This is a genomic window from Pedobacter sp. N36a, assembly GCF_014472395.1.
Taxonomy (GTDB): domain Bacteria; phylum Bacteroidota; class Bacteroidia; order Sphingobacteriales; family Sphingobacteriaceae; genus Pedobacter.
This window is the reverse complement of sequence record NZ_JACSZW010000001.1, coordinates 204,661-225,155: the sequence shown is the minus strand read 5'-3', so window position 1 is coordinate 225,155 and position 20,495 is coordinate 204,661. Positions and strand designations below refer to the sequence as shown.

General features: G+C 40.6%; 22 protein-coding genes. 14 read left to right on the top strand and 8 right to left on the bottom strand.

Translation table 11 applies throughout. The annotated features are described in order from the left end of the window. Positions 1-60 precede the first annotated feature (60 nt). The 4 genes from H9X96_RS01120 to H9X96_RS01105 all read left to right on the top strand — a co-directional run bounded on the left by H9X96_RS01120 (position 61) and on the right by H9X96_RS01105 (position 2,075). The gene (locus H9X96_RS01120) at positions 61-531 is read left to right on the top strand and encodes a lipopolysaccharide assembly protein LapB (RefSeq protein ID WP_187664506.1); all 471 of its coding nucleotides are present in this window, start codon (positions 61-63) and stop codon (positions 529-531) included. A 385-nt stretch (positions 532-916) separates the two neighbouring features. After that, positions 917-1,108: a hypothetical protein gene (locus tag H9X96_RS01115; protein ID WP_062549588.1), complete on the top strand. Its 192-nt coding sequence runs from the start codon at positions 917-919 to the stop codon at positions 1,106-1,108. A gap of 109 nt (positions 1,109-1,217) precedes the next feature. Next, on the top strand, positions 1,218-1,847 hold the full coding sequence (locus tag H9X96_RS01110; RefSeq protein WP_255430944.1) for a TetR/AcrR family transcriptional regulator: 630 nt from the start codon (positions 1,218-1,220) through the stop codon (positions 1,845-1,847). 3 nt (positions 1,848-1,850) lie between these two features. Continuing rightward, a complete protein-coding gene (locus H9X96_RS01105) occupies positions 1,851-2,075 on the top strand; it encodes a hypothetical protein (RefSeq protein WP_187664505.1) in 225 nt (74 codons plus the stop codon). 170 nt (positions 2,076-2,245) lie between these two features. On the opposite strand, the gene H9X96_RS01100 is transcribed toward H9X96_RS01105, so the two are convergent. Further along, complete coding sequence (locus tag H9X96_RS01100; RefSeq protein ID WP_187664504.1) at positions 2,246-4,162, bottom strand: ATP-dependent RecD-like DNA helicase; 1,917 nt, start codon at positions 4,160-4,162, stop codon at positions 2,246-2,248. Positions 4,163-4,245: 83 nt separating this feature from the next. After that, positions 4,246-4,971: an AcvB/VirJ family lysyl-phosphatidylglycerol hydrolase gene (locus tag H9X96_RS01095; protein ID WP_187664503.1), complete on the bottom strand. Its 726-nt coding sequence runs from the start codon at positions 4,969-4,971 to the stop codon at positions 4,246-4,248. A gap of 290 nt (positions 4,972-5,261) precedes the next feature. Between H9X96_RS01095 and dnaA the strand changes: the two genes are divergently transcribed. Together dnaA and H9X96_RS01085 are read left to right on the top strand one after the other, a co-directional pair. Beyond that, positions 5,262-6,695, top strand: coding sequence for a chromosomal replication initiator protein DnaA (gene dnaA, locus H9X96_RS01090; RefSeq protein WP_062549583.1), 1,434 nt, complete (start codon positions 5,262-5,264; stop codon positions 6,693-6,695). A gap of 92 nt (positions 6,696-6,787) precedes the next feature. Beyond that, positions 6,788-7,480, top strand: a complete 693-nt coding sequence (locus H9X96_RS01085) for a uracil-DNA glycosylase family protein (protein WP_187664502.1) — start codon at positions 6,788-6,790, stop codon at positions 7,478-7,480. On the opposite strand, the gene H9X96_RS01080 is transcribed toward H9X96_RS01085, so the two are convergent. Then, positions 7,467-8,189 (bottom strand): Crp/Fnr family transcriptional regulator, encoded by a 723-nt coding sequence (locus H9X96_RS01080; protein WP_187664501.1) that lies wholly within the window; start codon positions 8,187-8,189, stop codon positions 7,467-7,469. The genes H9X96_RS01085 and H9X96_RS01080 overlap by 14 nt on opposite strands. A 205-nt stretch (positions 8,190-8,394) precedes the next feature. Here H9X96_RS01080 and H9X96_RS01075 point away from each other — a divergent pair, with 205 nt between their 5' ends. The 5 genes from H9X96_RS01075 to H9X96_RS01055 all read left to right on the top strand — a co-directional run bounded on the left by H9X96_RS01075 (position 8,395) and on the right by H9X96_RS01055 (position 13,652). Further along, the gene (locus H9X96_RS01075; protein WP_187664500.1) at positions 8,395-8,763 is read left to right on the top strand and encodes a YegP family protein; all 369 of its coding nucleotides are present in this window, start codon (positions 8,395-8,397) and stop codon (positions 8,761-8,763) included. A 100-nt stretch (positions 8,764-8,863) separates the two neighbouring features. Beyond that, positions 8,864-11,791 carry a tetratricopeptide repeat protein gene (locus tag H9X96_RS01070; RefSeq protein ID WP_187664499.1) on the top strand — a complete coding sequence of 976 codons (2,928 nt, stop codon included), beginning with the start codon at positions 8,864-8,866 and terminating at the stop codon, positions 11,789-11,791. 34 nt (positions 11,792-11,825) lie between these two features. Continuing rightward, on the top strand, positions 11,826-12,887 hold the full coding sequence (locus H9X96_RS01065; RefSeq protein ID WP_187664498.1) for an alpha/beta fold hydrolase: 1,062 nt from the start codon (positions 11,826-11,828) through the stop codon (positions 12,885-12,887). Positions 12,888-12,926: 39 nt separating this feature from the next. After that, positions 12,927-13,265, top strand: coding sequence for a hypothetical protein (locus H9X96_RS01060; protein ID WP_187664497.1), 339 nt, complete (start codon positions 12,927-12,929; stop codon positions 13,263-13,265). Positions 13,266-13,271: 6 nt separating this feature from the next. Beyond that, a complete protein-coding gene (locus H9X96_RS01055) occupies positions 13,272-13,652 on the top strand; it encodes an ATP-binding cassette domain-containing protein (RefSeq protein ID WP_187664496.1) in 381 nt (126 codons plus the stop codon). Here the strand turns inward: H9X96_RS01055 and H9X96_RS01050 are convergent. Next, positions 13,641-14,405: a DUF72 domain-containing protein gene (locus H9X96_RS01050; RefSeq protein WP_187664495.1), complete on the bottom strand. Its 765-nt coding sequence runs from the start codon at positions 14,403-14,405 to the stop codon at positions 13,641-13,643. The genes H9X96_RS01055 and H9X96_RS01050 overlap by 12 nt on opposite strands. A 100-nt stretch (positions 14,406-14,505) precedes the next feature. Here H9X96_RS01050 and H9X96_RS01045 point away from each other — a divergent pair, with 100 nt between their 5' ends. Next, the gene (locus H9X96_RS01045) at positions 14,506-15,423 is read left to right on the top strand and encodes a bestrophin family protein (protein ID WP_187664494.1); all 918 of its coding nucleotides are present in this window, start codon (positions 14,506-14,508) and stop codon (positions 15,421-15,423) included. A gap of 34 nt (positions 15,424-15,457) precedes the next feature. Here H9X96_RS01045 and H9X96_RS01040 read toward each other — a convergent pair whose 3' ends face one another. Further along, positions 15,458-16,357: a cation diffusion facilitator family transporter gene (locus tag H9X96_RS01040; RefSeq protein WP_187664493.1), complete on the bottom strand. Its 900-nt coding sequence runs from the start codon at positions 16,355-16,357 to the stop codon at positions 15,458-15,460. A gap of 138 nt (positions 16,358-16,495) precedes the next feature. Between H9X96_RS01040 and H9X96_RS01035 the strand changes: the two genes are divergently transcribed. Next, the gene (locus H9X96_RS01035) at positions 16,496-17,377 is read left to right on the top strand and encodes a hypothetical protein (RefSeq protein ID WP_187664492.1); all 882 of its coding nucleotides are present in this window, start codon (positions 16,496-16,498) and stop codon (positions 17,375-17,377) included. A gap of 147 nt (positions 17,378-17,524) precedes the next feature. Here H9X96_RS01035 and H9X96_RS01030 read toward each other — a convergent pair whose 3' ends face one another. Then, positions 17,525-18,073 (bottom strand): GIY-YIG nuclease family protein, encoded by a 549-nt coding sequence (locus H9X96_RS01030; protein ID WP_187664491.1) that lies wholly within the window; start codon positions 18,071-18,073, stop codon positions 17,525-17,527. A 564-nt stretch (positions 18,074-18,637) separates the two neighbouring features. On the opposite strand from H9X96_RS01030, the gene H9X96_RS01025 reads away from it, so the two are divergent. After that, positions 18,638-19,189 carry a TerD family protein gene (locus H9X96_RS01025; RefSeq protein WP_370576706.1) on the top strand — a complete coding sequence of 184 codons (552 nt, stop codon included), beginning with the start codon at positions 18,638-18,640 and terminating at the stop codon, positions 19,187-19,189. Between the two features lie 74 nt (positions 19,190-19,263). Here H9X96_RS01025 and H9X96_RS01020 read toward each other — a convergent pair whose 3' ends face one another. Beyond that, positions 19,264-19,653 (bottom strand): DUF1634 domain-containing protein, encoded by a 390-nt coding sequence (locus H9X96_RS01020; RefSeq protein ID WP_187664489.1) that lies wholly within the window; start codon positions 19,651-19,653, stop codon positions 19,264-19,266. Between the two features lie 4 nt (positions 19,654-19,657). Continuing rightward, a complete protein-coding gene (locus tag H9X96_RS01015; RefSeq protein ID WP_187664488.1) occupies positions 19,658-20,491 on the bottom strand; it encodes a sulfite exporter TauE/SafE family protein in 834 nt (277 codons plus the stop codon). Positions 20,492-20,495 lie beyond the last annotated feature (4 nt).

Sequence of the window (20,495 nt, the reverse complement as noted above, 5' to 3'; positions counted from 1 at the left end):
AGCCGAATATTGTATGCGTAACGGTTATTCTTTGTTGCCGAAAAATTTAAAGATAAGATTATGAGTGAAGAAAAAGTAGCGGGTGTAGCCCCAGAGCTTTCTACTGAGGTATCGGATGAGATTCTAAAACTTTCAGAAAGTGGAAATGAATATATCGATGAGGATGATTTTGATAGTGCTATCGCAACATGGGAAGAAGCATTGGCCTTAATTCCAGAGCCTCAAAATCAATACATACAAAGTGTTTGGTTAAATGCCTCTATTGGAGATGCTTATTTTCTTCAGGATGAGTTCAAAACCGCGTTGGCTTTTTTCGAAACAGCAAAAAGTAATACTGCAGAAGATGTACATGGCAATCCTTTTATCATGTTGCGTTTAGGAGAATGTTACCTGGAGCAAGGCGATAAAGAAAAAGCCAAAGATTATCTTTTGAAAGCTTATTTGTTAGAACCAGACGGCATCTTTTATGGTGAAGAAGACAAGTATTTTGATTTCTTAAAAGCCAATGTAGATCTAAAGGCACAAGGCTAGAATTTTTCTGGCTCATGTTTCCAAACATTTCTATGTTTTTGAACTTTACACGGCCAGTCAGCTCTTTTTCAGAAAGCGTACGTATTTTGAAAATCTCCACCATGACTCTAGACAGGTATTTATAATTGACAATTTCTATGGTTTGATGTTCGGTTGCTCACACCTTTGTAAATGACAAGGTATAAATAGTCTGAAAACAAGTAAAGCAAAGGATGGGGAGACTGGATAATGAATTCAGGAGGGATCTTTCAATAAGAATAAAAGCTAATGGATCTTTTTAAAAACACGAAAATATTGATTAACAGTAGTTTGATGTAGAAAATACCGGAGATGGCCTGAATTTTGTGTCTCCTTAATCAAAGCTCACCCTAAAACAAAAACTGTTATGAATCAAAAAGAAATAACCGACGAGTATGTGAATGCAGTGAACAAAATTGAAACTATTTTAAAGTTCGACAAAACGGTTTATCCTAATGCAACGGCCTTTATCCATCAATTGTTAAAGTTATCAAAAGACAATCATTTTCAAGTATTGACTAAGGATGGCTCCAGCCTGGCTGATGCCATTGAGGGGTAAGACATAGAAAAGAGATACATTACTGTATCTAAAAAACATCAACCCGGCCCTCATAGCCGGGTTTTTTATTGCCCTCATAAATATATTTCTCATTTCTCTTTATAACTAAATGAATATTCATTTATATTTGAAGGTCAATCCGAAAACCATGAGAATCAGAGATGTAAATAAGGTAGAGTTAGTCAAGGAAAAGGCAATAGAACTATTGGTAGAACTCGGTATTGAGGGCTTTACCATGGCTAAGCTGGCTAAATCCTGTCGCATTTCTGTAGCCACTTTATACATTTATTACAAGGATAAGGACGACCTGATCCTCCAGATCGGCCTGGAAGAGACGAAGAGACTGAGTAAATTGATGCTGGAGGGTTTTGATCTGGGCTTTTCTTTTGCTGATGGATTGAGGCACCAATGGGAACACCGTGCAAAGTGTATGCTGGAGAACCCAATGTCTTGTAAAATGATTGAACAGCTGCGTACTTCCAGCTATCAGGAAAAGATTTTCGAATCGATGATGACCACTTTTAAAAAGAGTCTTGGTGTTTTTATGAAAAATGCGGTAATAAATGGAGAGATCGATGAGATGCCAATGGAGACCTACTGGTCTGTCGCTTTCGGCCCCTTATATAGTCTGGTTCGTTTTCATAACGAAGGACAAAGTATTGGTGGTCGGCCATTTGTCCTTACTGATGAGATTCTTTGGACCACTTTTAACCTAGTATTGAAAGCTTTTAAAAAATAAACCATGGAAATAAATGGATTAAACGTGTTGTTGTTCAAAACGAATATCCGCACAGAAAGTGACAAACAATTTATGACGCAGCTGATGCAGCAAAATAAAATTAGCCAATGGACCGTAGATCAGGAAGATGTGGACTGCGTGCTCAGAATTGTTTCAAATGAGCTGCAGCTGAATGAGGTCATTACACTGGTTATACAGCATGGGTACCATTGTGAAGAACTCACTTAATATTGAATACCAACAAACTCCAAATTTATAAATGGACTAAAACATTCACTGCAGCAGTACGATACCTAAGGAATCTTAGTTTCTGTCCTGATCATCATCTGCGGTTTCTTTGTGTACCAGGTAAACGTGATGCTGAAAAAGAAAGGACAAGTTTAGAAAACTTAAAAAAATTAGAACAGCTGCATGGTGGTGGCATTTTGTGCCGCCCCTGGCGTGTTCATTTTCTTTTTCAATAGGTCCTGAATCTTTTTCATCAGCTCATGCTGATTCTCCCAATGTTCAGGCTTTGCAGCGATCTCTGTAGCTGCCCGTATTTTGTAAATCTTATGGTCTGCCACTAAACGATGCTGTGTAAACAGCGACACCAGCTTTTGGTCTGATTTGTTTTTCGGCTTGGTGCGGATATGTTTATTCAAAAGATTGATGACCTGCAGGCTGAGTTCCTTTGCAAAATAATTGTACGCTGCATCCATTCTCGCATGAATGGCGGAAGGATCTTTCAAGCCACTTTCTTTTTGAAGCTGTCTGAGCTGAGATTGAAAACGAATGGAAACTTGCTGTAAGGCTTCAATGGACCTACTCAGGTTGCCAATCATTGACCTGAATTCCGGATCGGTAGATTTCATGACCTCATGGTCTGCACTTAACTTCTCAAATGAATCTGTCAGCTCATTAAATGAGAAAGCACTGCTGAACAAATGAATGATATATCTTTCCTGAGCAGCGGCAAGGAAATCTGTCAAAGAATCCACGTTACCCAATTTCATATAATTCAGCACTTCGATATTGGAGCGCAGGCTTTCTTTGTTGATTTTAGAACGTAGGATCAAACCATTTAAGGTTCTCACCCTACTTAAAGCCACATATACCTGTCCGGATACAAAGGAGTTTCCGGCATCAATGATGGCACTATCAAACGTTAAACCCTGACTTTTATGTATCGTTACTGCCCATGCCAGTTTGATTGGGAATTGAAAAAATTCACCCACCTGCTGCTGTACTATGGCATTGTTTTCATTCGCTTTGTACTCAAATGATTGCCATGATGATCTTTCCAGTAATAAAGGTTCTTCCTCATCTGGAAAAGAGATGTAGATTTCTTCTCCTTTGATTGATTTTACTTTTCCAATTTTACCATTGTAGAATTTACGGTCGTCGCCAGTATCATTTTTGATGAACATGACCTGAGCACCTATTTTGAGGCGTAAAGATTGTTCCACCGGTAATACCTGGTTGCTGAAAGTCCCTTCCACCTGACCTTCGAAAACAAAATCTTCACCTTCCAGCTCATCTGCTTTCTCGTTGTTGATGGTATTGGCTTCTGCATTATGAGAAGTAATGATAATATGGCTAGAACCTGCTGCCTGTTTAAATAAAGGATCGAAACGCTGGTTCAATATGGCTAGCCTTTCGTCTCCGATCTGGTTGTTCCTGATGTCGTTCAGAATGTCGACGAATTCAGGTTCGGTTTGGCGGAACACCTTTTTCAGTTCCACCTGCAAGAGCGGATTTTGCTTTACTACCGTCGCTTCAAAGAAATAAGGGGAAGGGTAGATCCTGCTCAGCAATTCCCAGTCTTCTCTTTTGGTGACCGGAGGCAATTGGAAAAGATCACCGATCAATAAGAGCTGTACACCGCCAAAGGGCGCGTCATTTTTTCTGACCATCTTAAGTATCGCATCCACTGCATCGATGACATCACAGCGCACCATAGATACCTCATCAATGATCATGAGCTCTAGCTCCATCAATAATGTTTTTCTTTCTTTCGAATAGTTGAGTTCTGTCAGCAGGCTCTTGATCGACACTACACCGGCTCTTAAACTGGCCAGGTTCACATCTCCAGGAAAGAACGATCCCGGAGGCAGCTGAAACAGGGAATTGATGGTTACGCCTTTGGCATTCATGGCCGCCACACCGGTGGGTGCAACGATCACCGTCTTTTTCGCTGTCGTCTCTTTTATTTTCCTAAGTAAAGTAGTTTTCCCGGTTCCGGCTTTCCCGGTCAGGAAAATGCTTTGGTTGGTATATTCGATAAAGGAAATGACATTGTCAAAAATTTCATTGGCGGAATCCACAGTACTCATGCCTGCAAATTTAGCCTATTTTTCCTAAATCATATCTATTAAAGGCAATGATTCCATGGTTTAGAGCTCATTATATCTTGATATCAATGTGTCTTTTTCAATAGCCCGGAGACAATCTTTTGAGCAGCAGGGAATTCGTAACTGTGGCTGCCCGGCAAGAGCATCAGTTTGAAATTTTTAATGGAAATGTCTTTTAATGCTTTCGGATCTTCCTCCTCTCCATAATAACAGAGGATTGGAATACTGATCTTTTCCAGCTCTGGAATTACCTTGTAAGGTTTATCATCACCACCGAGGTTGAGTAAATCTACGGTACGCACTTTAAAGTCGCTAGTGGCAAAAGGGGAGCAAAGCTGGATGGCAGCAATTCTTCTTTTTGCAGGGGCGGGGAGACGATTGTATGCAAAGGGGATAATGTCTGCGCCGAAGGAATAACCGCAGAGGTAGATTTCAGTCGCATGGTACTTCCTCCGGTAGGTTCTCAAGAGTAACAACAAGTGTTTAGAAAGTTCTTCCGGAGTTCGCTGTTCCCAGAAATAATTCCTGGTGTTGAAACCAATGGTGTGGAAACCGTGTTTTGAAAACTCTTGGGCCAGTTCATCTTCAAAATCCAGCCAGCCGCCATCCCCTGAAAGGATAAAAATGAGCTTGCCGGACTCCGGTATACTGCTGGGGTAAAGTATCACTGGTAAGTCATAATCGTCCCTCTCCAGGCCTTCATGAATTGTTTTCCTATTGCGTAAAAACAAGCCACAGCCAGAAAATAAGAGGATCATGCCAATTAAAAGCGCAGTTTTGAAGTGATCCATTGTTCTTTTTATTCTTTATAATAATGATGGAACGTATCTCATTTTAATAATGTAATTTAGGGAAAAATTCAGCCTGACGCTCAAATGTGGAAATCTTTATTTGTGGATATCTCGTAGTTATCCACAGCCAGACAAAGTTATCCCCTCTGTATAAAATTACTAATGAGCGAGTTACGAAAAAGGTGAAATTTTCCGCTTCAATGTTAGTAAAATTTATGATCTTCGCACTCCCAAAACAACGGATCCATTCGCTGTTTTAAAGTTTAAAACCGTAAAATTAAAGAGAACCTATGCAAAACACTTGTACCCAAGTATGGAATAACTGTCTCCAAATCATAAAGGATAATATCCCGGCCCAGAGCTTCAAGACCTGGTTCGAACCGATATCAGCCCTTAAGCTAGAAGGCAGCGTTTTAACTGTACAAGTACCTAGTTTGTTCTTCTACGAGTGGCTGGAAGAGCATTACGTGGCATTATTACGTAAAACGGTTAAACAACAACTTGGCGCGGAAGGACGTTTAGAGTATAATATAGTGGTAGATAAGTCTACAAATGGAGCACTGCCTTATACGACAAATATGCCATCAAACGGAAGCATGTCTTCTACCAACAGGAAACAATCTATGCCGGTTCCTGTAAATGTAAACAGAGACATTAAGAATCCATTTGTGATTCCTGGATTGAAAAAAATGAATGTAGATCCACAGCTGAATTCAAACTATACGTTTGATACTTTTGTGGAAGGGGATTGTAACCGACTTGCCCGTTCAGCAGGACATGCGGTAGCGGCAAAACCTGGTGCAACTTCATTTAACCCTTTAATGATCTATGGTGCTTCAGGTTTGGGAAAAACCCACTTGGCACAGGCGATTGGAAATGAAATCAGACAAAACCTTCCTGATAAGTTAGTGATCTACTTATCATGTGAAAAGTTCTGTCAGCAGTTCGTAGAATCATTGAAAAACAATACCATCAATGATTTCGTGAATTTCTACCAGGCAATGGATGTGATCATCATGGATGATATTCACAACTTCGCTGGAAAAGAAAAAACTCAGGATATCTTCTTTCACATTTTCAATCATTTACACCAATCTGGCAAGCAGATCATCATCACTTCTGATAAGTCTCCAAAAGACCTGACCGGTTTAGAGGAACGCTTATTGAGTCGTTTCAAATGGGGCCTTTCAGCAGATCTTCAGATTCCTGAACTGGAAACCAGAATCGCGATTTTAAGAAAGAAAATGTATGCGGATGGAATTGATCTTCCTGATGAAGTGGTAGAATACGTGGCACATAACATCGACAACAACGTTCGTGAGCTGGAAGGCGCAATGGTTTCGCTATTGGCACAATCCACCATGAATAAAAAAGAAATTGATTTGCAGCTGGCTAAGTCAATGCTGAAGAACTTTATCAAGAATACCACAAAAGAGGTTTCTATGGATTATATCCAGAAACTGGTTTGTGATTACTTCGAGGTTCCGGTACACTTGCTAAAAGCACCTACCCGTAAAAGGGAAATCGTGCAGGCCCGTCAAATCTCTATGTACTTATCAAAAGGGATGACCAAATCTTCTTTGAAAACTATTGGCGCCTTCTTCGGTGGCAGGGATCACTCCACAGTGATTTACGCTTGTCAGACGGTAGAAGATCTGATTCAAACAGATAAGACTTTCAGAGCTTATGTGAATGACATTGAGAAAAAACTGAAAATGAGCTAAGGCATTACAGCATATATTAAAAAGCCGGGAATAGAAATCTTTATAGATTTTCATTCCCGGCTTTTTTTTGGCTAGATTCTTTATCTTTAGAAATGAGCACTTTTGCAGCAAGAATTATCGCATTTAACAACAGTCTGACCTATAAAGGGACTTTACCGGAAGGCATCAGGATCATGAATCCTTTTCAGGAAAGTCTGCTGGCTCTAGCTGCTTCCAGCGAATTTTACCAGAAATATTATAACGATACCCAGCCCCGTCACCTGATTCTGGGCATCAATCCCGGGCGTTTTGGTTCCGGACAAACTGGAATATCTTTCACAGATCCGAAGCGACTGCAAGCCAATTGCCATATTGACTATCCTGGGCCAATGACGCATGAGCCTTCTTCAGCTTATATTTATGAAATGATTGCTGCTTTTGGAGGGGAAGAAAAGTTTTATCAGCAGTTCTATATTCATTCCATCTGCCCATTGGGTTTTACCAAAATAGGGGAGAACGGAAAAGAAACCAATTACAATTATTATGATAGTCCGGCTTTATTGAAATCGGTTTACCCATTTATTGTAGAGAACATCCGAAAACAAATTGGCATGGGTTTTGAAACCGATGTTTGTTTTTGCTTTGGGACAGGCAAAAACGAGGCTTTCTTTAGAAAACTGAATGAAGCCCATCAGTTTTTCAAAAAGGTTGTAGCCCTTGAGCACCCCAGGTATATCATGCAGTATAAGTCTAAGGAAAAGTCAGTTTATATCGACAAATATCTGCGTGCTTTTAGCGAAGTTTAAGGGTTTTATTGCTGTAACTAGAGATTTCTACCAGCATTTTGATATTGGTAATCGTGATTTTACGGCCTTCAGAAACCAGGAGGCCCAGGTTTTTAAACTCTTTCAGGATTCTCACCAGGTTTTCTTTAGCGATGCCTGCCATATTCGACAAGTCGCTGCGGGAAATGTTGATGGTGTCTTCATTTGACTCCTCATTCTTGTATTTCTCTCTCAGTACAATCAGGGTAATCGCCACTCGTTCCCTTGCCGTACGCTGTGTAAAGACAGAGATATTATTGGTCAGCACGGCATACTCATGGCTCATGTTTTTCAGCAGTCGCTGAGATAAAATCGCAGAGTTGTGGAGTACGTCCAGGAAGTCTTCTTTAGGAATAAAGGCAATGACACAGTCTTCAATAGCAGATGCAGAATCAGGATACCGCTGCTCAGAAAGGATGGCATGATAGCCGATCAGCTCATCGGTGCCTGCAACATACATGATCTGCTCCCGGCCATCCCGATCTACTTTATACTTCTTCACTATTCCTTTCTGGATGAAAAATATCCCGGAAGGAACTGCACCTTCTTTGAAAATCACATCCCCTTTGTTATAACTTTCTATCGTCATATTTGCATAAAGACGATTCTGGTCTTCTTCGGGAATGCTTTTCAGGATGGATTGGGATTTGAAATTCCATTGATCAATTGGGAAAATACCGGCTAGGCTCATAATGCTCGTTCTCTATTCTTTGAATTGAATCCTTTTTGATGCGACAAAGTTACTGCTAATTTTTCTGCAATTGGGCGATATGGAAGGTCATGTTGTGGTAATAACTTTGATGATAATTGATAATTATCAGTTTTTCGATTGACAAGGATGCGTGTTTTTTCTAATTCATGAGCTTAAATTTGTAGCCGTAAACTTAACAAGAGTGATGGCGAAATTTCAGATTATAAAAGACCTTGACAACAAGTTCCATTTTAACCTAAAGCTAAAATCAGGCGATATCGTATTGCATAGTGCAGATAAAACTGCCGCAAAGATTACCTGCGAAAAGCAAGTAGAATTGGTAAGAGCCAATTCAAAATTTGCACAGCGTTTCAGTAGACAAACGGACGAGCAGGGTTCTTACTTTATATTAAAGGACGCAGACAATCAGGTGCTTGCCCGCAGTGGTTACTATGAGTATTGGTTGGATATGGAGCGTAGTATCGCAGCAGTGCGCAGTCATACACACGATGCAGAAGTAGATGATTTGAGTACAGCGACCAAAGCAGCAGCTCTAGATTTAGTAGCTGAATAGGCTTTCTAAACAGCGTAAAATTTCTTGATTAAGCAACACTTCAGCGGAGCGCAGGAGGGTTGCTTTTTTTTTATACTATTTTTATGGTAATATTGATACTATGAAAATGCTGAACTTCTATCTTTCGGGGCTGATCTGCTTTCAGGTCGCATCGCTTTCTGCACAAAATATTGCTCCTGATAGCGCAGGATTGGCACTCCAACAATTGTCGAAAGAAAGGGAGGAAGTTTTAAAGGACTTTCCCAGGGCTAAAAACAAGACAGAAAGCATAGAAAAAATGTTGAACCTTGGCTTGTGGAAAGAAGCTAAACAGGCAATATCTGCGCATAAGACGCCCTCTCCCGACTATAAATTACTGAGCGCCGACTACCTCATTCTGAACAATGAATTCCAGCGGGCAGCCGCCCTGGTAGATGAATTGAGGAAGACACAGCCTGATCTTGAAAAAGCAGTGCTGATCAAGGCTTTCCTGGAGATTCAAGCCTGGAGACTTCCAGAGGCTGCATTACTTTGTGAGCAGGCATTAAAAAAACAGCCTTCCGAAAAACTTTGGCTGATGCTGGGCAGGACAAGATTGCTTCAAAAAAACTATACTGCAGCACTGGATATCGCTAAAAAAATCATTCAGCAGAACCCCAATAGCGCAGCGGCTTACTTGCTGGAAGCCGACGTTTATTTCTGGAACCAGCAACCAGAGCTGGCTGAGGCCCCATTAAAAAAATCGTTAACCTTAGATCCATACAATGCCGATGCAAGATTCAGTTATGGCTATGCGATCTGGCGCCGAATTGATGCCACACAGCTAAATGCTATGGCGGCACAATGGGAACTGGCATTGGCCATTAATCCGCTTCATTTTCAAACGAACTGGCATTGGGGGAACGGGCACACCAATCTAACCTATGCCGATTATGCGGAGAAAGATGATGAGGTCATTAGAAAAGCTTTAGAAAAGGCAGACCTGCAGGTGAGCAAAGGGGAGGTGGCCCATGCGATTGAAACCACCAGAGTGGTAGAAAAACAATATCCGGCATCCATACTTCCAGGCATGCACCGTGCTTCGATTTATTACATCGCTTTCGATATGGACCGTAAAAGCAGATTGGATTCTGCAGAAAACATCTTTAGAAACATCCTGCTCAGGAAAAAGCACTACGGACCTGCACACAATGGCTTATCCGCTGTGATTAAGTCTAAAAGAATCCCTTATCTGGCCGTTTACGACTCGATCTCAAATACCTTGAATACTAAACATATCAATGATATGGCTAATTTTCAAAAGGTATTTCCTGATGTCAGCTATTATCCTGGTGAAACAGTGAAAGCAATGGCCTGGAACCAGTTGTTTACTGCTGTGGTGTATTTTCCTTTTCTTTCCAAACAGGGAGAATCATTCCGGATTCCACCACTGCACAAGGACCTCGCGGTCACGATGAATGCGCCGTATTTTCGCTATATGACTACTTTCGACAATAGGCAGTGGATGGACATTCGTGGCGTGGGGAGTGGTGCAGCAGCCATAGAATACGTTGAACGCGGCGCTTTTCTGGAAAGAAATGTGATCCTTCATGAGTATGTCCACCTTTTTCATGGTCGGGTACTCACCGATGCAGAATGCCGTAAAATCAGGGCCTTATATTATCAGGCGATGAAACAGAAAAGAACCTTGGATTACTATTCTCAGAACAATGAAAGTGAGTATTTCGCACAAACTTATCCTGCCTATTTTGAACCCGTAAAGGTGCATCCATTGGATTTTAAATCTATGAATACGACTTCGGATTTGAAAACTAAAGACCCGGATATGTATGAATTTCTGGATCAACTGGTCAAAAAAGAGCGTGCTTACCTGGCTGGAGATCAAAAAGCAATGGCCAGCAACTGGGCGGAAGTATATCTGAATAAAAGTAAGGACATGAGCAGGAGTAATTTGAAGCTGACTGCAAGTTATCTGGATACCGCATTGGTATACGATCCTTTGTACTTACCGGCCTATCTTTATCATGCGCAATTGAAAACAGAAAGAAAAGACTTTAAAGCTGCAGAAACCTGGATTAAAAAGGCCGAAGGGCTGGATCCAAAATATGCACCGGTTTATACTGCTTATGCCAATTTATATGCTGCCAAATTTGCTGCAGGGGAGATTGACCAGCAAACAGGCGTTTCAAAACAAGCATTTTACCTGGATAAAGCCTTCCATCTGGAAGATGACTATCAGGAACTGGCGGGCATCAGCCTAGCATTGGCAGAGATGTATAAGAAAAACGGGATGATTGCAGAGGCCATGGCTACTGCCAGCGCTTATGGAAAAACTGGTGCAACAGTTTCTACTTATCTCAGAGACCGCAGAGATGATGCCATCGCTTATGCAGCCGTATTGAACGCGGCTTTAGGGTATGCCGAAGAACCAGTCACCATTCTGAAAGGATTGGTGGAGCAGAAGCCGCAGAATTTTGAATATAGAAACAAATATGCAGATGCTTTGGCAATGAGTCAGCAATATGATGCAGCCATTTTTACCTTAAAAGAAGCACAGCGCATTTTAGCAGCTTCGGGGAATGCGCGTACCGATTATAACCTGAGGATCGCAGATTTCTATGCCTCAAAAGGGGATATGGACCAGGCAGGGGTATACCTTCAGCCATTTATTAAGGGAGATCAGGCAGTAAGGATAGCTGACCAGTTGAGGTATAGTCTTTTGCTGATCAAAACAGGACATGTTGATCAGGCAGAAAGCTTGTTTAGCACAATCTCATCTAAGGGGAATCCGTTTTATATGGCCGATTATTATTTTACAGAAGGGAAGCTTCGCGCGGCTAAGGACATGGATAAAGCCGCTGTTTCTGCACTATATGAAAAAGCGATTGTCTCAAATCCGTATCTGTTTGCTGCTTATTCAGAACTGATCCTAAATTATCAGGCTGCTGGACAAAAAGAAAAGGCGGCCTCAGTCAGGACAAAGCTAACTAAACTGAAAATTTCTCCTGGACCAGGCTTTAAACAGTTGCTGACTAATGTTGCTCCTTAGTTTTAAAGACCATTACCTTAATCTTACCACTTTTATGAAGCGTCGGATCTTCCTTTTTTTCTTCTTTTTCCCAGTTGTTCTTTTTGTAAAAGCCCAGGATCAAAAGACTAAACCTAATATTACAGTTGCTCAAAAGCTATATGAACAGGCACAGCAGGAATTTGCCTTGTTTGAAAAACAACATGGTGGCTTTGTGAAAACCAATAATGTGAATATGCACTACCTCAGCTGGGGAAATCCTGCGGGTATCCCTTTAATCTGGTCTCATGGTAGTTTAACGAATGGTTATGAGCTGTTAAAAGTAGCTGATGATTTGGTCAAAGCTGGATATTACCTGATTGCCATCGACTATTACGGTCATGGACAGACGGCCATTCCTGAGCATCAAGTATCTTTATACCATGTGGCTGATGACATTAAACAGCTGATGGATCAATTGAAAATTGAAAAAGCTGTGATTGCTGGCTGGTCCAGAGGTGCTGGAGTCAGCACTGCTTTTTATGACGCCTATCCGGAAAGGGTACTAGGACTCATTTTAGAGGATGGCGGATCGGTTGCTCAAAATACTTATTATCATAAAATGGAAGCTTCCAGACTGGAAGAAACCATCAAAAACATCACAGATCATGCGGTAAGAGATACAGTATACGCTAGCGCTTTCGATGCTTATTACGACATTTATGATGCAGAGGAGGGGGGAACGCAGTTTTCGGCCTTGGCCTGGATTGTGAAGACTAAAGCAGGATGGGAGATCTGTCCTGGGGTGATGGAACTCTTTCAAATGAGTAATGCTCGCCAGTGGTCTGATTTGATCCTGAGGCCAACAAAAGTCAGCCTGTTTGGGGCATCTATGTCCATGCTTTCACCTGAGGTTATTTATAGAAATCTGAAAGTACCGATGTTGATTTTAGATCCGGTGATGGAAAATGATTTCATGCCTTTTGAAAAAGAAAATGCGGCTTTACAGGAGCAGCATCAGAAATTTATTACGCACAGGGTTTATGAAAATACAGGGCATAACATTCATTATGAACAACCAAAACAATTTGTTCAGGATTTAAGTGATTTTCTGAAAAGAGTAAAAGCGTCTCGTTAAATTATTGTAATTTGTAAGATATCCTTTGGTATTATCAGAATGAATTTCAAGTCCTTCCGTCTCTTGCTGACTTTTTATTCCAACTTTTTTCCAGCCACATTTGTGACCTCCATCGCCTGTGCCTCATTATTTGCTTACCTGGGTATGCCTGCGCTGACTATTTTGATCTGGTTTAAAATTGCGACACTTGGAATCGTCGCTTATTATATCAGCAAATATAAGTATAAAGAGTTCTTATACTACCAGAATCTGGGCATACCCAGAACATTTTTGTGGTCTGGAACCATGTTGCTGGAGTTTCTGATCTTTTTCTTTCTTTTCCTGCTCTCAGGAAAATTCCCTGGTCTAAGTATAAATTTCTTTAACCTTTTTGTATAAGACGGTATGGCTCATCAATTAGAAATAGACAGTGTAAGCTTGCAGTTTGGGAGCAGGACGATCTTGTCTGATGTATACTTAAAGTGTGAAACAGGTAAAATTACAGGCTTACTGGGTAGGAATGGAACTGGGAAATCGAGCTTGATGAACCTCATTTTTGGAACTCTCGTGCCGGGCAATAAGTCGGTCCGTTTTGATGGACAAGCTGTACCCAAAGCCTACCAGCACCATGAACTGCCAAAGAAAGGATTTCTAATCACTGATCACATGTACCAGGATGTCATAGATTTAGCGAATGATTTGTATGTTTTGGCAGCCGAAAAAGTACATTTAGTAAAGGATATTAGTGATTTGGAGCGTTTGGGCTATGCCAGGTCAGGGCGCTAAATCCAATTGATCCACTTCAGTATTTAAGGTTTGCAGGTTGCGAATGGCCTCACCAGCGGTATTGTTAAAGTATACATATACTGTTTTTTCTGCTCTTCTCCATTCATCAATATAATTGCTGTATTCTGTCAGAAAACTATCGTCATAACTTCCTTTGTAATTGCCCGTTGGGCCGTGAAAACGTAAATAGATGAAATCCGTATTCATTTCCTTCATAGGACTGGCGGAACCCGGTTTATCATGAAAAACCAGTGCAGCATTGAATTCATTTAGTAAATTATAGGTGGTTTCCTTATACCAGGAGGCATGGCGAAATTCCACTGCCAGATCCCAGTTTTCCTCAGGATCTGCTTCCCGAATGGCATGTAATAACCGCATCAAATGAGGAATATAGGTAGTCTGAACAATACTGGGTGGAAATTGTACCAGCAAACTGCCTTTCTTTTCTCCTACTTGATTGATGGTTTTTATAAAACGATTCACATCTTCTCTATCAAATGAAAGTCCGGCTGCGTGGGTGATGCCACGCCATAGTTTAAACGTAAATTTAAAGTCTTCGGGGACGCTTTCTGCCCATTTTTTTACCGTACTGGGCATTGGGATTTTATAGAAAGAGCTGTTGATTTCTATGCTGTTAAATAAAGTAGAATAATAGCTTAGCCTGCTTTTATCACGGAACTCGATTGGGAGATATTGCTTATTTGGAACAGGAAGTATCAAACCACTGGTTCCAGCATAAATGTCTTTTTCCATATCGCTATAACAAGTAAGAATTATCCTGGTTTTATTTCAGCAGCTTATTTTACAAGCCAAAAAATGCTGTTAATTATAAATAAAATCGGATTTTTGAGTTATGATCATAAGAAAGAATGAACATTGGTTTAGAATGCTTTTTATATGGAAAGGATCTGTTTTACCACAATTGCTTCCTAGATTATTGCTCTTGTTTCTATTTTCTGTTTGTGTTGTCTATTTAAAGGGAAAATTATTCGATTTTAAGATTCCTTTGAGTCCGGCACCATTTACTTTATTTGGCATTGCGCTGGCCTTATTTTTAGGTTTTCGAAACAATGCCAGTTATGATCGATTTTGGGAGGCTAGAAAAGTTTGGGGTGCACTATTAAATGATACCAGGTCTCTGGCAAGACAAGCCCTAACCATGACCGGGTATCCTCCGGAGAGCAAGCAAGTCGATACTTTTATCCATTACCTCATTGCTTTTACTTATGCTTTAAAACACCAGTTAAGGCATACAGATGCTAGTGCCGACCTTGATCAAAGACTGAGTCCGGAATTAAGTGAAAGCCTGAAGCCAGCGATTTATAAACCAATTCTGCTGATGAAAGAAATGGGGTTCTGGGTGCAGAAAGCCAAAGAAGAAGGGGAAATAGATACCATCATACAGCATTCATTTGATCGGAATCTGGATAAGCTATCTGATATTGTAGGGGCATGTGAAAGGATCGCTTCTACACCAATTCCGTATACTTATCGCATTTTATTACACCGTACGGTATATATTTATTGTTTTTTACTGCCATTTGGCTTTGTAGACAGCCTGAGCTGGTTCACCCCTTTTATCGTCAGCTTTATCGCCTATACTTTTGTCGCATTGGAAGCAATTGCTGATGAAATTGAGGAGCCTTTTGGAACTGAACCAAATGACCTGGCCTTGAACGCAATGACCAGCATGATTGAAACTACGCTATTGGAAATGGCAGGGAAACCGCTTCCTACAGCAAGTCAAGGTGCAGAGGGGATTCTGAATTAGATAGGTCTGATGTGAATGCTTCAAAATAAAACCTTTAGTCTTCTGATGGCTGAATAATGATGAATTTGATAAACTTAAATTCCTTTCTGATCGCTTCGCGAATTCGGTTAATCGCATCTGTGATGTCCTCTGTGTCGATATCAGGTTGAAAAACGACAATGATCACCAGTAAAACTTCTTCAGGAGATTGGTAGGTCGAAATGATATTAGAAGTTCTAATCACTGAAGGATCTTTTTCAACCAATAATTTGATTTTTTCCCTGGTTTCCGGGGCAATACCTTCGCCCATCAGCAAACTTCTGCTTTCTCTGGCTAAAATTGCAGACACGAATACCAGCAATAAACCAACCAATACAGAGGCTAAACCATCCATATAATCTATCCCGAAATTATGTCCGATCAGCATGAAAATGAAAACAATTAATAAACCCAGGACGGCCGCTCCATCTTCAAACAGCACGAGGAAGCTGGAAGGATCTTTACTTTTAACAATGGCTTTCCACCAGGTCAGTCCATTTCTTTGCTGATCAAATTCCCTGATCGCGATGCGCAAGGACCAGCCTTCAAAGAGTAAGCATAAAATCAGTACGCCATAGTTGATCAGCGGATTGTTGACCGGTTCTGGTTTGATCATGTGTTGGATCCCCTGGTAAATGGAAATGCCGCCCCCCAGTCCGAAGATTAAAATAGCCACAATAAATGACCAGAAATACAGCTCTTTACCATAGCCAAAAGGCCTGGACTGATCAGGAGCTGTCTTGCTTTTTTTTAACCCATATAATAGTAAAACCTGATTGATGGTGTCTACCATAGAGTGGATACCTTCAGAAATCATCGAAGAGCTATTGGTAAAACCACCGGCAATAAACTTGGTGATGGCAATGAGAAGATTGGCTGCTAAAGCACTGTAAATGGATTTATTGTCTTTAATCATATCAGCGGTTGTCTGTGATTAACAAAAAAACTTTTTAATAGTTTACCTTTAAAGCGTTTTAAGCTTGCTTAACCCTGTGGTAATTCTTGGAATATCGCGTTAATAGGTTGAGCACATCATAGCTTTGAATCCTTGATTATGAAATGGAATAGTTACCTGTTGTTGATTTTGATCATTTTTCCTGTCCTGGTTTTTAGCCAGGATCGTTTCAAAGGTGGATCAAAAGAGAAATTTAAAGTATCAAAAGATAAGATCGCAGCCGGTCTTGATGCCGCTGGAAAGGAAAACCTGGAGCTGGCTTTAAGAGTGCTTGCGTTTTCCGCCATTTATGATAGAGATCATCAGCCTGCCCTAAAGAAAGAAAATTTTGATGAGTTGGTATGGAAGCGCCTGAATGGTAAAAATCTGGAAGAAGCTTATGCAATGGCCAATCAGTATATCAAAGAAGACCACCAGCGAAAAATAGATAAGCTGGAAAAAGAGATGCTGGTACTGGATGCTAAAAAGAAAAAATCTGATGCCTTAAAGATGAAATTGAGCCTGTTAAAAGCGAAACCGCTAAGTGTTGATGTGGTGGCTGGACAGCTGGTGATCTTATGCGCTTTTACCAATGAAAGTGATCAGGTATTGACTACTTATGAAACCGTGATTGGTTATGGTTCTACCAAGGATATCAATGATGGCTGGAGTTGTGTGAAAGGACCGGCTGAAGGCGTGTCGTTCGCGCCAAAAGAAACCAAGGTGCTGAGCTGCAGCTTTTCTTTTGAAACGGTAAAGCAAAACTCTAATGTGATCAAATGGAAAGAGATGACTTTCCCCCAAACAGACTTCAGCGCTTATAACCTGGCGATGGATTGTTACACCAATATGCTGGTTTTAAATGGCCAAAAGTATGAATTGAAAAGTGAAGAGCGCCTGACGGAGCATGAGGAGGGGGAGTTGATGAAATATAGAACGGAATTAGCGGCTTTAAAAGCCAATTCTCCTGTGCTGGAAGATTTGATCATTAAAAAACCATAAACACCTGGTTAAATATTTTCTGGAAATTTGCGCAGCAATCTGAAAACTCTTTTCAATAGAAAAGACCAGTATCAAATGATCCTTAAGGAATCAAAGAGACTGGTCTTTCAAGACCCGAAGGTCAATATCATGGATAAAGAGTTATGCTTAGATAACTGCTTTTCTAGCTGTCATTTTCAAATTCTTGAATTGGTATTCAGAAGTGATGTGTTTCTTTTCGCTAACCTGAGTAAAATCGAATTGATTTTCTTCAGTAACGGCAAGGTAAGCTTCTTTAGCTTTCAGGAACGAACATCTGTATAGTTCGCCGCCATTTTGTAGTTTACCGCTTTTTTCACTTTGGTAAGCTGCTTTGTATTCAGCAAGTTTATCAGTAATTAAACGTTCTACTCTTCCTAGTGTTGGTGTTTTTGCACTGAAAAGAAGTTCCCAGTCGTCATAACCGCCATCTCTTGCAGTCGTTAAATTTAAGGTAAGTGTCTTACTTTTTCCTTCGTTTGTTGAACCGATTTTAATTAATCCTCCTCTTTTGGACCCTGAGAAGTAAATGTAACCTGGTTTAAGTTCCCTTAAAGCAGCAGCAATTTTAGTCGTATCGCATTGTGGACAAAAACCTCCAATCGTTCTTAACGTATGGGTGTCATTCTCCGTGCATGGCGCGGTGTTGCAAGCAATCACCTTGTCAGCTTCAGTCATACTTTTCTGCAAATTTTCTGATATGTCCTCTCCTTGGGCATCGAACAATAGTTCGGATGAGATTTTGTGCTTTTTTAAAAAAGTTTCCTGTTCCTTTGTTATTAGGTGCTTCATTGTCATTTCCAAAATTAGTCATATTAATTGGCTTTAAAATGATTTAGCGTGATACACGCCAATTTGTCCAATTAATATTTAATTAATATTTTGATTCTCGTTCCATAATACCTAAAATAATTAGAGGTTAACGCTATTAATAGTAACGTAATGTGTTGCTGGAGAAAAATTGACATTTACTGAAGAATCGTCAATTCCGACTTGCTTTTTTAACATAGATTGTGGTCAATAATAGCAATATCCGTTCCACATTTCAGTTTTTTACCTCAATATTTTAGAAATGTGACAAATCTGGAGAAGTATTTTTAGATTGATCGAAAAGCACAACCAAATGAAGGAATTACGATCAATATCGGTTTGTATTTTTTATATAACCTAAAGCGAGGAATCTTCCAGAATACCGTAAATTGCGATAAACGTTTAGAATAATTTGTAAAAATAACCAGAAAGATTATGGCTATTAACCTAAGAAAAGGACAGCGGGAGAACATCAATGCTCCAAAATTTACAGTAGGGTTGGGATGGGATACGAACAGTTCCACCGGACATGATTTTGATTTAGACGCCTCGGTGTTTATGCTTGGAGAAAACAAACGACTGGTATCAGACGATTACTTTGTTTTTTATAACAACCTGAATTCGCCAGATGGCGCAATCGAACATACTGGTGATAACTTAACCGGAGAAGGTGATGGAGATGATGAAAGCATTAAAGTGGACCTTTCAAAAGTTGACCCGAGAGTTTCGGAGCTTTGTATTGTAGTGACGATTCATGAGGCAGGAAACCGTAAGCAGAATTTTGGTCAGGTGAGAAACTCTTTTGTTCGCATCGTGGATCAAAATGGAGTGGAGCTGATGAAGTATGAGTTAGAAGAAGACTTCTCTATTGAAACTGCAGTGGAATTCGGCAGGATTTACCGTAGAAACGGAGAGTGGAAATTTGAAGCCGTAGGCGCTGGTATGAATGGTGGATTACAGGATTACCTGAATAAATACGAATAAATACCTATTCTGGTTGTCTGCTCTACTTATTGAAGTAGACAACCAGAATATATTAAGCCAAGCAGAATTCGGGCTTATACTTTAAGTCCGCCAAACATGCTGAATAAGATAATCAGCAGCACTATTAAAGTGATCACAATATAAAGCCTGTCTTTTTCCAGTATAAAAGAGAACAAAGAAAAAACAATGCGGAGGATTGGGGTGGCAATCAAAATCACTACACCCAGCTGTATAATTTCTTTCGCGCTGCCTTCCGTTAATCCCTTGATGATCCCCGTTAAGCTGGTGTAGCGGGCAGGCTCTCCACTAAATGAAGTGTAATTGGGAAATCCAGCACCACTTTGAATCAGGTACCAGACGCCGCCTATAATGGCGATAATCCCAGACGTTAATACACCATATCTTAACACCTGACCAATCAGCTGTTCCATATCATAGTCGGTTATTTTTTTATTTTTTCCCATCTGATTAGAATTTATGGTTGATACCGTTGTAAATCATGTTGAGTGCAATGAGCGTAATGGCTATAGAGAAAATCACTTTTAGCGACTTTACATTGATGCGCATGAGGAGTTTTGAACCAGTAAAAGCCCCGGCTAGTACGCCAATGATCACCGGAAAAGCAATTCCTGGATCGATGTATCCTCTTTGCAAATAGACAACGGCACTCGCCGCTGCGGTTACACCTACCATGAAATTACTGGTCGTGGTGCTGACTCTGAAAGGTACACGCATGGCCGTATCCATTGCCAATACTTTTAAAGCACCAGACCCTATACCTAATAAACCCGAAAGTACGCCTGCAATGGTCATGATAGAGAACCCTCCGCCAATATTCTTTAGTTTATAAGAAATCTCACCTTCTTTAGTTGGATAGCTGCCGTTTAATTTGAGCACATAAGAAAGTTTACTGCCTTCCTGCAATGCATCTTCATGTTTTTTTCTTAGTGTCATAGCTGCTGAAAAGATCAGCATCACACCAAACAGAATGGCAACCAGGTTAACCGGTGTATAAATGGCGAGGATGGCACCTATGACGGCACCAGCTGTGGTGGCAATTTCCAGAAACATCCCTAATCTAACATTGGTGATTCCTTCTTTTACATAAGCACTGGCTGAGCCGGAAGATGTGGCAATAGAGGCGACTAATGCGGCGCCAATGGCATAACGAATATCTACATGAAAGCCCAGGGTGAGGAGTGGAATGATGACCACGCCGCCGCCAAGACCGGTTAAGGAGCCTGCGAGACCGGCCAGGTAAGCCCCCAATAATAGAATGAGGGTAAAGAGTAAAATATTCATAAAG

Excerpts from the sequence above, each read along its gene's own strand:
- H9X96_RS01120 (WP_187664506.1), top strand. The coding sequence starts at position 61 with ATGAGTGAAGAAAAAGTAGCGGGTGTAGCCCCAGAGCTTTCTACTGAG.
- H9X96_RS01115 (WP_062549588.1), top strand. The coding sequence starts at position 917 with ATGAATCAAAAAGAAATAACCGACGAGTATGTGAATGCAGTGAACAAA.
- H9X96_RS01110 (WP_255430944.1), top strand. The coding sequence starts at position 1,218 with ATGAATATTCATTTATATTTGAAGGTCAATCCGAAAACCATGAGAATC.
- H9X96_RS01105 (WP_187664505.1), top strand. The coding sequence starts at position 1,851 with ATGGAAATAAATGGATTAAACGTGTTGTTGTTCAAAACGAATATCCGC.
- H9X96_RS01100 (WP_187664504.1), bottom strand. The coding sequence starts at position 4,162 with ATGAGTACTGTGGATTCCGCCAATGAAATTTTTGACAATGTCATTTCC.
- H9X96_RS01095 (WP_187664503.1), bottom strand. The coding sequence starts at position 4,971 with ATGGATCACTTCAAAACTGCGCTTTTAATTGGCATGATCCTCTTATTT.
- dnaA (WP_062549583.1), top strand. The coding sequence starts at position 5,262 with ATGCAAAACACTTGTACCCAAGTATGGAATAACTGTCTCCAAATCATA.
- H9X96_RS01085 (WP_187664502.1), top strand. The coding sequence starts at position 6,788 with ATGAGCACTTTTGCAGCAAGAATTATCGCATTTAACAACAGTCTGACC.
- H9X96_RS01080 (WP_187664501.1), bottom strand. The coding sequence starts at position 8,189 with ATGAGCCTAGCCGGTATTTTCCCAATTGATCAATGGAATTTCAAATCC.
- H9X96_RS01075 (WP_187664500.1), top strand. The coding sequence starts at position 8,395 with ATGGCGAAATTTCAGATTATAAAAGACCTTGACAACAAGTTCCATTTT.
- H9X96_RS01070 (WP_187664499.1), top strand. The coding sequence starts at position 8,864 with ATGAAAATGCTGAACTTCTATCTTTCGGGGCTGATCTGCTTTCAGGTC.
- H9X96_RS01065 (WP_187664498.1), top strand. The coding sequence starts at position 11,826 with ATGAAGCGTCGGATCTTCCTTTTTTTCTTCTTTTTCCCAGTTGTTCTT.
- H9X96_RS01060 (WP_187664497.1), top strand. The coding sequence starts at position 12,927 with ATGAATTTCAAGTCCTTCCGTCTCTTGCTGACTTTTTATTCCAACTTT.
- H9X96_RS01055 (WP_187664496.1), top strand. The coding sequence starts at position 13,272 with ATGGCTCATCAATTAGAAATAGACAGTGTAAGCTTGCAGTTTGGGAGC.
- H9X96_RS01050 (WP_187664495.1), bottom strand. The coding sequence starts at position 14,405 with ATGGAAAAAGACATTTATGCTGGAACCAGTGGTTTGATACTTCCTGTT.
- H9X96_RS01045 (WP_187664494.1), top strand. The coding sequence starts at position 14,506 with ATGATCATAAGAAAGAATGAACATTGGTTTAGAATGCTTTTTATATGG.
- H9X96_RS01040 (WP_187664493.1), bottom strand. The coding sequence starts at position 16,357 with ATGATTAAAGACAATAAATCCATTTACAGTGCTTTAGCAGCCAATCTT.
- H9X96_RS01035 (WP_187664492.1), top strand. The coding sequence starts at position 16,496 with ATGAAATGGAATAGTTACCTGTTGTTGATTTTGATCATTTTTCCTGTC.
- H9X96_RS01030 (WP_187664491.1), bottom strand. The coding sequence starts at position 18,073 with ATGACTGAAGCTGACAAGGTGATTGCTTGCAACACCGCGCCATGCACG.
- H9X96_RS01020 (WP_187664489.1), bottom strand. The coding sequence starts at position 19,653 with ATGGGAAAAAATAAAAAAATAACCGACTATGATATGGAACAGCTGATT.
- H9X96_RS01015 (WP_187664488.1), bottom strand. The coding sequence starts at position 20,491 with ATGAATATTTTACTCTTTACCCTCATTCTATTATTGGGGGCTTACCTG.